This is a genomic window from Pedobacter hiemivivus, from assembly GCF_005144565.1.
Classification (GTDB): domain Bacteria; phylum Bacteroidota; class Bacteroidia; order Sphingobacteriales; family Sphingobacteriaceae; genus Pedobacter; species Pedobacter hiemivivus.
Map to the genome: position 1 here is coordinate 86712 of NZ_SWDX01000005.1, position 13097 is coordinate 99808.

At 39.0% G+C, this 13097-nt stretch carries 12 protein-coding genes; 7 read left to right on the forward strand and 5 right to left on the reverse strand.

What is annotated here, in order from left to right:
* Window positions 1-189 precede the first annotated feature (189 nt).
* A complete protein-coding gene (locus tag FBD94_RS13640; RefSeq protein WP_136880579.1) occupies window positions 190-429 on the forward strand; it encodes a hypothetical protein in 240 nt (79 codons plus the stop codon).
* A 3-nt stretch (window positions 430-432) separates the two neighbouring features.
* The gene (locus FBD94_RS13645; RefSeq protein ID WP_136880580.1) at window positions 433-1068 is read left to right on the forward strand and encodes a zeta toxin family protein; all 636 of its coding nucleotides are present in this window, start codon (window positions 433-435) and stop codon (window positions 1066-1068) included.
* 479 nt (window positions 1069-1547) lie between these two features.
* Here the strand turns inward: FBD94_RS13645 and FBD94_RS26450 are convergent, their stop codons facing one another.
* Window positions 1548-1835: a transposase gene (locus FBD94_RS26450; RefSeq protein WP_262710991.1), complete on the reverse strand. Its 288-nt coding sequence runs from the start codon at window positions 1833-1835 to the stop codon at window positions 1548-1550.
* Window positions 1832-3031 (reverse strand): transposase, encoded by a 1200-nt coding sequence (locus tag FBD94_RS13655; RefSeq protein WP_136880582.1) that lies wholly within the window; start codon window positions 3029-3031, stop codon window positions 1832-1834. Before FBD94_RS13655 ends, FBD94_RS26450 begins: the two co-directional genes overlap by 4 nt.
* A 235-nt stretch (window positions 3032-3266) precedes the next feature.
* Here FBD94_RS13655 and FBD94_RS13660 point away from each other — a divergent pair, with 235 nt between their 5' ends.
* From FBD94_RS13660 to FBD94_RS13680, 5 genes are all read left to right on the forward strand, one after another.
* A complete protein-coding gene (locus FBD94_RS13660) occupies window positions 3267-3542 on the forward strand; it encodes a hypothetical protein (protein WP_136880583.1) in 276 nt (91 codons plus the stop codon).
* 162 nt (window positions 3543-3704) lie between these two features.
* The gene (locus tag FBD94_RS13665; RefSeq protein WP_136880584.1) at window positions 3705-4322 is read left to right on the forward strand and encodes a sigma-70 family RNA polymerase sigma factor; all 618 of its coding nucleotides are present in this window, start codon (window positions 3705-3707) and stop codon (window positions 4320-4322) included.
* A 59-nt stretch (window positions 4323-4381) separates the two neighbouring features.
* Window positions 4382-5341, forward strand: a complete 960-nt coding sequence (locus FBD94_RS13670; RefSeq protein WP_136880585.1) for a FecR family protein — start codon at window positions 4382-4384, stop codon at window positions 5339-5341.
* Between the two features lie 221 nt (window positions 5342-5562).
* On the forward strand, window positions 5563-8775 hold the full coding sequence (locus FBD94_RS13675) for a TonB-dependent receptor (protein ID WP_169472306.1): 3213 nt from the start codon (window positions 5563-5565) through the stop codon (window positions 8773-8775).
* Between the two features lie 9 nt (window positions 8776-8784).
* Entirely contained in the window at window positions 8785-9870 is a 1086-nt protein-coding gene (locus FBD94_RS13680) for a hypothetical protein (RefSeq protein ID WP_136880587.1), read from the forward strand.
* A 73-nt stretch (window positions 9871-9943) separates the two neighbouring features.
* On the opposite strand, the gene FBD94_RS13685 is transcribed toward FBD94_RS13680, so the two are convergent.
* From FBD94_RS13685 to FBD94_RS13695, 3 genes are all read right to left on the reverse strand, one after another.
* Window positions 9944-10276: a DMT family transporter gene (locus FBD94_RS13685; protein WP_136880588.1), complete on the reverse strand. Its 333-nt coding sequence runs from the start codon at window positions 10274-10276 to the stop codon at window positions 9944-9946.
* A 100-nt stretch (window positions 10277-10376) separates the two neighbouring features.
* Window positions 10377-12299: an LTA synthase family protein gene (locus tag FBD94_RS13690; RefSeq protein ID WP_136880589.1), complete on the reverse strand. Its 1923-nt coding sequence runs from the start codon at window positions 12297-12299 to the stop codon at window positions 10377-10379.
* 9 nt (window positions 12300-12308) lie between these two features.
* Window positions 12309-13085: a phosphatase PAP2 family protein gene (locus FBD94_RS13695; protein WP_235884464.1), complete on the reverse strand. Its 777-nt coding sequence runs from the start codon at window positions 13083-13085 to the stop codon at window positions 12309-12311.
* Between the last annotated feature and the right edge of the window lie 12 nt (window positions 13086-13097).

Here is a 13097-nt window from a genome sequence, read left to right on the forward strand (position 1 = left end):
ATTACAAAGCCTTTCAGTGAAAACTGAGAGGCTTTTTTGGTTCAACACACTAAATTTATCATACCAAAAGAAGTGTTTCAAACTTCATTTTTACTCTAAATAGAGTATTTACAGTATAGTCTTGCTATATTTGAGTATTCAAAATTAAATATACTTGAATAAAGGTATCTGATCAATAAAATTAGCATTATGGGAGCTTCTTCAGTTGTTGACCGTCTTTTAAAAAACATGGGGAACATGCATGAGTTAGGACGTCAAAGGGCGTTTGAATTAGGTAATCCATTTTATGCTCAGTTTGCTGAAGATGGTGGTTATTGGCGTAAAGAATTACCAAGCGGCGAAAAATTCCTAGTCTCTCTTGAAGTTATTACTGATGAGAACGATATGCCTGTGGAGGTTAGAGATACAATTGTTAAAAAATTGGACTAACATATGCCAGAGCTAGTCTTTGTCGCAGGTTGCAATGCCGCTGGTAAATCTACATTTATTAGAACCCGGTTAAACGAGCTTGAAAGCTTTGAAATTTTGATGACAGATGTTTATAAGGCCAGAACCAAGGACTTAGCTAAACAAGCCATTGATAATGGTAAGGACATCCTAATTGAGACGGTGTTTAATGATGCATCTTTTAAAGATTTAGCAGATTATGCTAAGAAAGCCGGTTACCAAACTTCATTAGTCGTTTTATTTTTAGATAGCTTACAACAATCCATTACTCGGGTCGCCTTACGTGGCATGCAGCAGAGTGGGATAACCATTTCAGGAAGTAATATTAAAATCAACTTCTACGAAAGTTTTAAAAATATCGCCAACTTCTTTTTTTACTTTGACCGCTCCGATTTTGTTTATACTGGTGAAGGCGAGGTAAACCAATTGATTATGAGTTTTCATAATAATGAACTCATTAACTACCATTCTAGTAATTTAACCTACCCTCAAAATTTTGCTAAATACGGTTTCAATAATGAAAGACTCGATCCAGATACTTATGGTATTGTTATTGAAAACAAAGATTTCACAAGAGACCAATCGAATAACGACAGGCCTTCTGCTAAGTTTAACCTATAAAACTATTAAACACATTCCTCGATAAGAACTGCGACCAGCCCTAGGCCTTCCTGCGAGACAAGTCCTCACATGATTCACACATTAGACACACTTCCTTCACGAAAAGGTACCTGTTTGTGGGTTTGGTGTGAAGGAAGTGTGAACAAGGTGTGGAGAAACCTACTATTTGGCTATAAACGTGATGGACTAGTTCATTAGAATAGAACCTGCCAAAACATCTAAATTAATCACAATATTTCCTATAAAATAAATTATAAATAATTTTACAGAAAATATCGTGTCTTAAAATTATTCTAATAATCTTGCAATAGATTTAATTCAAAACCCATTACAGTGAGAAGCCTAGGGGTACGGTATTTAGAGCTCGCTATAGTTACTGTTGCACAACATTAATTCCGTGATAGATAATATAGGCTCCAAAGTACAGGATATTTCATTTCATAATGGTTATTCGGCCTTTTTACTTTTCAGATTAAAAGTTAGCTCCAAAACACGCCATTAATGCGTAATATGTCCTTCATAAAGGTATTCAAATCATGCCAGTAGCTATTGACATTATATTCGTGGACTTTTATCGCCACTGCTGCATTTTTTTTAAGTTTTACAGCATTTGCTTTTACAAGCTTTTTTATATTGTATGCCACAGCAGCCATAATCATACATTTATTTGCGAGTTTTATTCCTTTGGTATTTACCTTGCTCATCGCGTTGAAATTCACAAGTGAACCTATCACCGGCTCCACTGTGCTTGATCTTAAGTGCTTCATTTTTTTTGCTTTTCTGGTTTGCATCCGTAGATGCATCTGATTGAATAGCTCCTTGGAAATGGAATCTTCCATGGTTTTGTATCCAGCTGGATTGCGCATCTTTCTTTTAATGGGCATTCCCTGCAGTCTTTAACGCTTGTTTTGTAGAGCTTATAAGTATTGCCTGAATCAGTTCTAAACTTCTTAAAGGGAAGATATTTGCCCTGGGAACAGATATAACGGTCATTTTTATTATCATAAGTAAACCCCTCCCGTTGGGCTATGTATCCGGGGGCATTCGGTATATACCCTACAACCTCAATATTCTCTAATGCCTGCAAGGCAGTTGCACTGCTATATCCTCCATCGGCAAGAACTTCTTTTATCTCCAGAGAATTATCTTTTAGGTTTTCTATGGTGTTTATCAATACTTCTTTCAGGCATTGACTATCCGCTTTGTCCGCACGAAATGCTTGTATATGAGTGATCACGTGGTTTTCTGTATCAACACAGACCTGGCCAAGATAGTTTAGCTTAGTAGCTTTGCCCGGCTTTACTGACATCCGGGAATCAGGATCAGTAGGACCTACATGGGTTTTGTTGGTACCTTTGGTAAGTTTCTTTTTTGGCTTTTTACCATCAGGCGGCAACTCTTTAAAAGCGGGAGCCGGATCAATAATTTCTTCCTTTATATTGGTGTTTAGCTCTTTAGTATAAGCGGAAGCATCCTGCAGAATTTCTCTTTTAACCAGAGCTTCCATAGAGGCATTCGCCTTGACAAATACACTATCCACCGCCTGTCTTTTGCCTGATACAAGACCCTTATCTACACACTGCGTTAATATCTGTTTGAAAATTGAAATAAATTGCTCTTCCCCGTAAAGCTGACGGGTACGACTAAGGGTAGAATGCCAGGGAAGTTCCTCATCTAAATCATACCCAATAAAGTAAAGAATATCCATTCGCATACGTGAGGTAGCGATGATGCGACGGTCGCTATTCAGGTTTTCCAAATAACCTACCAGCATCAACTTCATAAAAACTACAGGATCGATGCTCTTCTGACCTTCTTTGCCATAATATTTGGCTGTAGACTGATATAAATAACTAAAGTCTAATAATCCCTTAAGCTGTCTGTAAAAATTATCCTGTGGAACATAATCCGAAAGTTGAAATCGGATAAACAGTTTTTCCTGATAGTCTTTTTTGCCTTGCATGTTATGAAAATAACAATTAATATATTCATTTACAATTATTTATGAAAATAATTAGGAATGATTTTCGCAATCAAAACGTAGTAGTTAGACATCATTGAATTTTGGTTGGAAGACTATGAGTTGTGCAACAGTAACTATAGTTCACCTTCGTTTTATACGATAAAACCAACCAGCTATAGTTTGCTATAAATCTCCTACTGAGACTCATTTTTTAAAACTTAAAAAAAATGAGCATATGTATCCAAACGAACTATTTCTACACAAGAAACCAACAGGAACCCCGGCCGAGCTTCAGGAGTTCGCTAAAACTGTATTAAAATATTTTTTTGAGACTTATCCGCTTGATGAAAGTCTTGAAATGCTTTGGCGAATGATTCAACAAAGCTTCTATACCAAGAGATTTGTATTAACTGATGCCGAACGGGGTAATCTGATCGCTTATTACGAGAATCTACATGCCGTAATTTTGGCCGCTAGTATCGTTAATGAGGAATTAAAAAAACCAGCTTAATCACGTTTAATTGCTGCAAACAGGTTCGTTGATTTTATAAATCAACGAACCTGTTTATCCTTGCTAATCGGCACCCTCTTCCCGGTTATGTTTTCACTCCATTCCTTAACATATTCTTAATATTCATTGGAATATCTTTGGCACGGTAAATTAGAATAATGCATGGAACATATAGGGGAACAGGATCTTTTGCAATTGATCAGGAATTCTGACTATACTGCATTTGAAGAACTGCACCGCCGTTATTACAAATCCTTATTTGCTTTGGCTGCAAAAAAGATCGGAGATCAGGATGAGGCCTACGATCTGTTGCAGGATATGTTTATTGAACTATGGGACAAACGTGCCACATTTTCAATCAGTAATCCTTTAACTAACTATCTTAAAAATCGATTATGGTTTAAGCTTTCTGGATACTTCAGGGCCAAAGGTTTTCGGGAAAAGCATTTTAAAAACTTTGCAGACTTTCTTCAACAGCAGCTGGACACCTCCCCCTATCTTGATGAAATGGAAATTAGGGAAATGGACTTGCAGTACGAGGCCGTGATGGAAGTGATCAACCATACGATAGCAGAAATGCCTGATAAAATGCGGGAAGTTTTTATCATGAGCCGAAGTAATGAATATTCCATTGCTGAAATAGCAGAAAAACTTCATATTTCTCCAAAGACTGTCAAAAACCAGATCAACAGCGCACTCAATCGCATTAGACAAGCAACATCCGCCCCTTCTATTTCAGCTTTTGAATTACTTGTCTTAATATGGTTAACAATTAGATAACAAAAAGTTAACCATTAATTTCTGGGCCTTTCCCTTCCATTCTGCTTATTACTTATAGAATGCAGAACGAAAGAAAACATTTAGAAGAGCTTTTTCGGAAATACCAGATGGGACTGGTAACCGAAGAGGAGAAAACATTGATAGCGCGCTGGCTCATCCAACTGGATGCCATTGGGCAGCTTACTGCTGATCAGTTAGCAGTAAGGCAAGCGCTTTCGCAGGGTGACTTAAAAGAACATTTTTTCCCCATAGAAACAGCAAAACCTATTCGTTTCCCGATTTGGATAAGGTCGGTAGCCGCAAGCCTGTTGATTTTATCAACGATAACCGGGATTTTTTATTTCAACAATAAAAGCCACTATTGGGCTCCCCCCACAGCCCTTCGGGAAATGATGACCGGAACCACCGAAGTAAAGATTATCACTTTGGGCGATGGCACCAAGATCACCCTTAACAGGAAGAGTAGATTAAAATACCCTGTTTCTTTTAGTGGGAAGACAAGAGAAGTATTTCTTAGTGGGGAAGCATTTTTCGAGGTTACCCATAATCCTAAAAGCCCATTTAAAGTGCATACTGATAAATTGGATATACAGGTACTGGGAACATCTTTTAATATTCAAGCCTCCGGAGGGGATAAAGAGTTATCTGTATCTGTGGCTTCTGGAAAAGTAGGTGTAACCCCAACAAAAGCAAAAATCAAGACCTATATGCTGGTAACTGGCGACCAGCTTTCCTATAACCGCTCCACAGAAAAATTTAGTCAATCACGTGTAGATGTTGCCAATATCAAAGCATGGCAAACGGGCAAATTCATCTTCAGAAACGAGACTCTGGAAAACATTGCCCATCAACTAAAGCGGTACTATAAAGTCACCATCCTATTTAAAAACAAGTCACTATTGGCAAAACAGATCAGCCTGAAAGTAAAAAACCAGAGCATCGACACTGTAATGAAGGCACTAAGCATATCTGCAGAGTTCCGGTATAGAATTGAGGGGAACAAAGTAGTGATATGGTAGCAATTCACCCAACAACAGAAATAAATGTCAATCAATAAAAGAAAACTATATGTAAAAATTCAGGACAGTATTATTATCAGATAAACAATAAAAGAGCGAAAGTGGTGGTACACTTCCGCTCGGAATAAGTTTTCTGATCCATCATTTTTCAGGACAATAAACCATTAAAAAAACTTATGTACAATTCTACAAAAATAAATGTAATTAAATCGCTGTGCGCTATGACAAGATTCGCTTTTCTGGTAACGACAGTCTCCATAACGCTAACAGGTATGTTAATGGGGGCCGATGTGAAATCCCAGAATCTTAACGAGACTAAAGTGACACTTACGGCAAAAAGAACTATACTCGCTGAGGTATTAAACAAAATTGAACAACAATCTGAATTTTCCTTTTCTTTTTCTAAAAAGGTCGGAGCAATAGCACTAGAATCATTTCAGGCCGAAAATAAATCCTTGGCTAATGTTTTAAAGGAACTTACAGCGGGCAGGCACTTAAAATTCACTCAACTTGGGGATTTAATAGCCCTTAGTGAACTACCTGTTCCTCCCAAGCCTGGCCGTATTTCGGGGAAGATTTCAGATCAGGAGGGAGAATCCCTACCCGGTGCATCCGTTAAGGTAGTAGAAACCGGCAACACCGCCCAGGCGGGCGCAGATGGCGGTTATATCATTGATCTCCAACCTGGCACATACACCCTTGTGTTTAGCTACATATCTTTCCAAACCCAACGAGTTACCGGTGTATTGGTAACCGGAAGTAAAAACACTCCGCTGAATGTATCCTTAAAAATGGATTCAAAAGGTTTAAAGGAAGTAGTTGTTAGTTCTGATTATAAAAAGGCATCAGTTGCAGGACTTTTAGCAAAACAAAAAAATGCTGCTGAGATCAGCAACGGCATCAGTGCAGAACAGATCTCGCGAAGTCCAGACAAGAACATTGGAGAAAGTTTAAAACGCATTAGTGGAGTAAGCTCAGTTGATAACAAGTTTGTACTAGTGCGCGGAATCGGTGAACGTTACAATTCCGCTATGCTGGATGGAACGGTGTTACCCAGCACCGAAGCCCAAACACGTAATTTTTCTTTCGATATGATCCCGTCCAACCTGGTAGACAATGTGGTGGTCAGTAAAACCATAACACCGGATATGAACGCAAGTTTTGGAGGTGGACTGATTCAGGTGAACACAAAAGATATCCCCAGTGAAAACTTCATGAGCTTTACAGCCGGAGTGTCATACAACGACCAAAGTACTGGGAAGGATTTTTTAAGCCATAAGCGCGGACGATATGATTACTGGGGATTTGATGATGGCGGACGAAACTCGCCATCCAATCTTGTGGTTACTGACAAGGAAGTTGAACCCAATAGATCAATGCCTGAAGCAGAATATCAGCAGAAACTTGTCGACCAAAGCCGCCGGTTTACCAATGATAACTTTACCGTTTATAAATACAAGACCGCACCATCGCAAAACTACCAGTTCACTATAGGACGATTGTTGAAGTTGGATACCCTGAACAAGAATAGATTTGGTTTTACTGGATCGCTAAGTTATCGAAATACACAAAACATCAATGAAATCGAGCGTCAAAATCGAAGTGACTGGAATCTTAATACTGAAAATTCGGGGAAAGCTTATGGTTTTAATACAACCATAGGCGTTTTACTGAACGCGGGACTACAACTTGGCAAGAACCGCATCACGCTCCGCAATGTTTTTACGCACATGTACGATAATGTTTTGATACGGAACATCGGTTACGACAATGTAATTGGTGGCGATTTCATTCCATTAAATACACCAAACCGTATTCAAGAGGCTGACGACCCGACTTTTACCGATCTATTGCAAAATAAGCTAAGCGGCCAACATCAATTGGGCAGGGCAAAGTTAGAGTGGGAATTGGCAAAGACCTTTATCGAACGTAAGGAAAAGGATCTTACTATTGCGAACAGTGGCCCGCAACTGGTTAATGGGGCATATCAATATTTCTATATACCGGGCAATTTTAACCAGCCACAAATCAGTGATAATCTTTCAAGGCACACCTATAAAAACGATGAGCATCATTACTCATGGACAGCATCTGTAAGTGTACCTTTTAAAGTAGCAGGCTTTAGTAGTACTGCAAAAACAGGCTATTTTGGCAACAACAAAAAAGCAGGTTTCAATTGGCAGATTGCAGCATTAGGACGTAGCCTTACTACAGCTCCCGCGGTTACCTACCTACCAGTCTCGGATATGCAGAAACCTGAAAATTTAGGGATAACGGGCTTAAATTATGCCACCAACTCCTACTGGCTCGATAGCTTTGAGGGAAAGAGTAAAACACATGCATTATATGCGATGTTAGACCATCGGTTTTTTGAACAACTACGTCTTATTTGGGGAGCAAGGGCCGATTATTACAAATATACAGATATTAAAAACCCAAAAAGTATTCGTGGCGCATCCGAGTATATCCCTAAAAAGGATAAGTCATGGCAGTTGCTTCCTTCTGCCAATTTAACCTATAGCCCTACCGCTCAAGTAAATATTCGTGCAGCCTATTCCAGCAGCATTGTGCGCCCGGAAATGATGGAAAACAGCCAGTTTTTAAAATACAGTCCGTATTTAGGGGCACAATTTGGCAACTTCGGCCTGTACAGCACGCGTATCGATAGTTATGACTTCAAAACAGAATGGTTTCCAGGACTTGGCGAAATCATCTCAGTTGGGGCTTTCTATAAAGAATTTGATAAACCGGCAGAGCTAACCGCAAATATTTTTAGCGGAAATTTGCAATACTATATTACAAACGCTGATCGAGCAAAAGTCTATGGCCTCGAATTAGAATTGCGCAAAAACTTCGGTTTTATTGTTGGTAATGAGCTCCTCAAAAATCTGACGGCTTATGGAAACCTCACCCTACAAAAATCGGAGGTAGTTGGTACATTCAGAGTAACCAATCCCGATAAAACTCCAGGCGCCCCCTCAACGATAGAGTTGACGAACAAGAAAAAACGACCAATGTATGGCCAATCGCCCTACCTGATCAATGCTGGTCTACAATACAATGGAAAACATTTTGGCCTTAATTTTCTATACAATAAATCAGGACTTAAAACATACATCGTAAGTGCTGATCCCGGTCTCATCGAATATGAAAGACCACGCGAACAGATTGACTTACAGCTTAGCTATAAATTATTAAAGAACCGATGCGAGATAAAGTTCAACGCAGGCAACCTACTCAATACCGCGTCTTCATTTTACATCAATCAGGCAAGTTATGAACGTAATCCAGATTATGATGTCGCATCCAGGGACCTAAGTTCAGCCTTCAGATTGAAACCTGGTTTTACCGATAAATATGAAGATGGTGACCTCCTGAAATTTGTTCAACGATTTGGACGCACTTACAGTACTGTGATTACCTACAATTTTTAAAATAGAAATATGAAAACACAACTCATACCTTTCAGGCTCTTAAGTTTATGCTTACTTTTTCTGCTTTCCTGCAGTAAAAAAGAAATGTTAAATGAAAATACCTCCCACATTGTAAGGCTTACCCTCCAGGGCAACTCTTCTGACTCACTAGAATATATTATTGATAACAAAGTGTTGGCAACTGTTGGCGGCGGTTTTAATACCCGAACAATCGTGGGTTTTAATGATGAGCAGAAGGAACTTCAAATCAGGAATAAAAACTCTGGTGCAATCGTTCAGACTAAAGCCATTGCTGTTGCTCCGTTTGATCAAACCATAATTTTATATTATGACGGTACTCAGGCTTACGACAAAGTGATAAATCTATTGATCAAGGGCTACGCAGTATCGGGTGAACTGGAATTTTTGGTTGGCGGAAAGATAATACATACTGGAACCGCTCGTATCGAAAAAGAGAATGTGCAGGTGCTGATGAAAGAGAACTCAAGTAGAGAGATTGAAATTCGCAAAAAAGGGGAAACAACCATACTGTTCTCAAAGACAATTCCTAGCACGCCCGACAGACAGACATTGAACTTTTTCTTTGATGGAACAAGTATTGTTGATAATGTAGTGCTGAGGCCACCTGCAAACCCGGCCAACATGTTGATTTCGGCAAAATTCCAAAGCCTTTATGGAACACTAGGCTATTATCTCGGAGCTGATATTGACCTTATATTTTACGAGCGGAACACTGTAACTGGGATAACGACAAAAATAACGCCCGAGATCAGATTTACACTACCTGCCAATGGCAATTTTAACGAGATTGAACTGCCACCATTACCTCATAATTCAGATGTTGTTTACGGTTGTGATATTGTTGAAAAGGGGACCAATAATTTACCATATACTGCGGCGGCAACAGTTCCGCCTTTCATCTCAGCAGCATTACCCTACCAGCCAAATGTTGGCCGATATGGTAACCCCATTATTTTTGAAGCTGGAAAGTCAAAGTTATTGGTGATCGGAGATGGTAAATTTACTAAAACATCAATACCCAGGTCTACCAGTTTAGGCATTACGGTAACTGACTTATCACAATATTTTAAATAGCATACATTAAACATCCAATACAAATCCTTTCAGTTTTTACTGGAAGGATCTGTTGGTGTATTTTAGGAAAAAACTAATGAGCACTGGACTTTGAAAACACGTTAATTACAACTACACCAATCACTATAAGAGAAATGCCAATCAAGGCTGCCGTATCTAACTTTTGTTTATAAATGACGAGTCCCATAATGGATACCAGCACAATACCTACCCCCGACCAAATCGCATATGCAATTCCTAAACTTAATTTATTAAGCGTGATGCTTAGGAAGTAAAATGCCAGGGAATAACCAACAACGACGAGTACCGACGGCCAAAGCTTAGTAAACTGTTCCGAAGCCTTTAATGCAGTCGTAGCAATGATTTCGCATATGATCGCCATTAATAGAAATAAATAATTTTTCATAGCAGTTTTTTATAAAGATGCTAAAACAATATGAATGCAAAAAGCCGAAGGGGCTGCATGACAATCATGCAGCCCCTTCGGCTTTTCATTCTTAAATCACCTATTTGCTATTATACAAGTGATTTCTATACATATAAGAAGCCACCTGATAATTCGAGATCGCTTCATCAATCAATGCATTATCCGGTTCTGTTTGCGTAGAGTTACCTGTCACAAAATCAGGGATAAACGTCTTCGTCTTTCGGTTCGGATCAAGAATCACCAACTTATTATTTTTTAAATAACCCAAACTTTGGTAAGTACTGATAAATGCGCGTTCCTGACCAGGCTTCATTTTAAATACATCCTGCCCAAAGAATTTACTGGTATAGTCCATATTTAAAAGTCCTAACAAAGTTGGTGGAATATCTATTTGTGCTGTTAACTTATCAAAGTTTCCAGGTGCAATATTTCCCGGCGAATAAATGATCATCGGAATATGGTATTTATTTACTGGAAGTTCAACCTCACCAGCACTCGATGCACAATGGTCCGCAACGATAATAAATATGGTGTTTTTAAACCATGGCTTTACTGAAGCTTCCTTGATAAATCTGCCAATTGCATAATCTGTATACTTTACAGCACCTTCCCTACCAGTATGTGAAGGAATATCAATACGTCCTTCCGGATAAGTATACGGACGGTGGTTCGAAACCGTCATTACGTGTGCAAAGAAGTTCTTCTTATTGTTATAATCCTCATCTCCCAGACGTAAAGAAAGCGTAAAGAGATCTTCGTCTGCAACACCCCAGATGTTCGAATAATGAATTTCTGAATCCTTTAATGCACTACGGTCCGTAACATCGTACCCGTTTGCGGAGAAGAAAGCATTCATATTATCGAAATAACCATAGCCACCATAAACATACCTACTGTGGTAACCTTTTGATTTTAATATGCTACCTAGAGAAAAAAGTCCCTTGTTATCAGGCCGCTTTACGATAGATTGTCCAGGTGTTGGCGGAATAGAAAGTGCCAAGGCCTCAAGTCCTCTTACAGTACGCGTACCAGAAGCATAAAGGTTAGTAAATAAAAGCCCCTGTTTAGCCAAAGAATCCAGCTGCGGAGTGATGTGCTGCGTGTTTCCAAAGTGTGTCATAAAATCAGCACTTAAGCTCTCTACACTAATCAGTACCACATTCATTCTTTTCTCCTCACCTGGATTATTAACCTGTCTAAGTGTAAACTTATCAGCAGCATTCGTACTGTCAGAATTCAACTGTTTTCTGATCAACGCCTCAGCTTTATCAATTGGCAATGTTTTATAGAAAGTATCATAATCAAGCTCATTATTCCAAAAGGCATTACCAAAATCGTACATCCCATTACCAGCGAGCTCACTTACATACTGATTAGGGCTAAAGTATTTCCATTTATGATTAAACAAAGCGTAAACAGCAACAGGAATACAAAGCAAAACCAATGCGATCAGAGTTCTCTTTTTAAATCTATATGGCTGTTCGTTCTGTAGCCAGATATACTTTCTGAACAAGAAAAGTATACCTACAGATATCAGTAGCAAGCATACCAATATGGTATTTACAGGATAGGATTGTCTAATATTGCCAATCACCTCGGTGGTATACACCAGATAATCAACCGCTATAAAGTTGTATCGCACAGAGAACTCTTCCCAAAAGAACCATTCTGATACGCCGTTGAATAGCAAAGTGCCAATAACGACCAGAAAGTAGATGGACAACAGGACTTTGTTAACTTTAGTTCTGTACCATTTATCAGGCATCAACCAGACATAAAGTACTAGTGGAATAACCGCAAATGAGGCCGCTGCCAAATCATATAATAATCCGATCAGAAAAATACCTAATAAATTCAGGATTGACCAATCGACATATTGTTTTGAATTGATGAGCAAGACCACCCGGGTAATGAGTGATACAGAACACAATAGTAATGTAGCCAATAAAACAGGGCTAAATCTGTGTTGAAGGAGAGCTTGGAGTTTGTTTTTAGATGTCATCTTTACAGCTTATAGCTTACTAATTAATGTTAATCCGGTATGGCCATCCTGATGAAAAGGAACCATTACGGTTTGGTTTGATTTATGGTGGAACAATTTGTTTTTTATGAGTGGATAAACCCAGTAAGAAATTTTTGTAGAGAGGATGCCATAGCCAGCGCCTGCAACTACATCACTAAGCCAATGGGCACTATTGTACAAACGCAATGTAGCAGTGGTTAGCGCCACAGAATACCCCATCACACTATACCATGGCGATTGATCTTTATACTCCTGGTGCATAAACTCTGCAGCCATAAAGGCCGTAGCAGTATGTCCGGATGGAAAAGATTGATCATTTAGGCCGTTAGGGCGCATCCTATGGGTCATATTTTTGGTAATGGTGGTAGAAGCTCCCATTATGGCACTAGATAAAAGCAACATAGCTGTTCTATCTACAAATTTGTGTTTACTTTTTACACCTGCCAGATCCAGGGCGTACACAGCCGCTATAGGAACATAACGCAGGTAGTCATCGGCATGGAAACCAAATCCAGGATGATCTTCTCTCAATTCGAAATTGGTATCGTCATCCAGCTTTTTTAATGGCTTTATATAAGGTGCACTGAATCCGTAGGCAATAAAAAAGGCAGGAACGATAAGCACTTTGGGCCTGATCGGTCTGTACTCGACCTCGCTATAAGCCACCTTTTCAGGCAACGAATCTATCGTTTGCCCTTGAACTTTAACAGCGCAAAACAAGACCATCGAAATTACAACAACCCTTAACTGATACTTTATATTCATTTTACATTTGGT

Excerpts from the sequence above, each read along its gene's own strand:
- FBD94_RS13680 (WP_136880587.1), top strand. The coding sequence starts at position 8,785 with ATGAAAACACAACTCATACCTTTCAGGCTCTTAAGTTTATGCTTACTT.
- FBD94_RS13665 (WP_136880584.1), top strand. The coding sequence starts at position 3,705 with ATGGAACATATAGGGGAACAGGATCTTTTGCAATTGATCAGGAATTCT.
- FBD94_RS13640 (WP_136880579.1), top strand. The coding sequence starts at position 190 with ATGGGAGCTTCTTCAGTTGTTGACCGTCTTTTAAAAAACATGGGGAAC.
- FBD94_RS26450 (WP_262710991.1), bottom strand. The coding sequence starts at position 1,835 with ATGAAGCACTTAAGATCAAGCACAGTGGAGCCGGTGATAGGTTCACTT.
- FBD94_RS13675 (WP_169472306.1), top strand. The coding sequence starts at position 5,563 with ATGACAAGATTCGCTTTTCTGGTAACGACAGTCTCCATAACGCTAACA.
- FBD94_RS13685 (WP_136880588.1), bottom strand. The coding sequence starts at position 10,276 with ATGAAAAATTATTTATTTCTATTAATGGCGATCATATGCGAAATCATT.
- FBD94_RS13670 (WP_136880585.1), top strand. The coding sequence starts at position 4,382 with ATGCAGAACGAAAGAAAACATTTAGAAGAGCTTTTTCGGAAATACCAG.
- FBD94_RS13695 (WP_235884464.1), bottom strand. The coding sequence starts at position 13,085 with ATGAATATAAAGTATCAGTTAAGGGTTGTTGTAATTTCGATGGTCTTG.
- FBD94_RS13690 (WP_136880589.1), bottom strand. The coding sequence starts at position 12,299 with ATGACATCTAAAAACAAACTCCAAGCTCTCCTTCAACACAGATTTAGC.
- FBD94_RS13655 (WP_136880582.1), bottom strand. The coding sequence starts at position 3,031 with ATGCAAGGCAAAAAAGACTATCAGGAAAAACTGTTTATCCGATTTCAA.
- FBD94_RS13660 (WP_136880583.1), top strand. The coding sequence starts at position 3,267 with ATGTATCCAAACGAACTATTTCTACACAAGAAACCAACAGGAACCCCG.
- FBD94_RS13645 (WP_136880580.1), top strand. The coding sequence starts at position 433 with ATGCCAGAGCTAGTCTTTGTCGCAGGTTGCAATGCCGCTGGTAAATCT.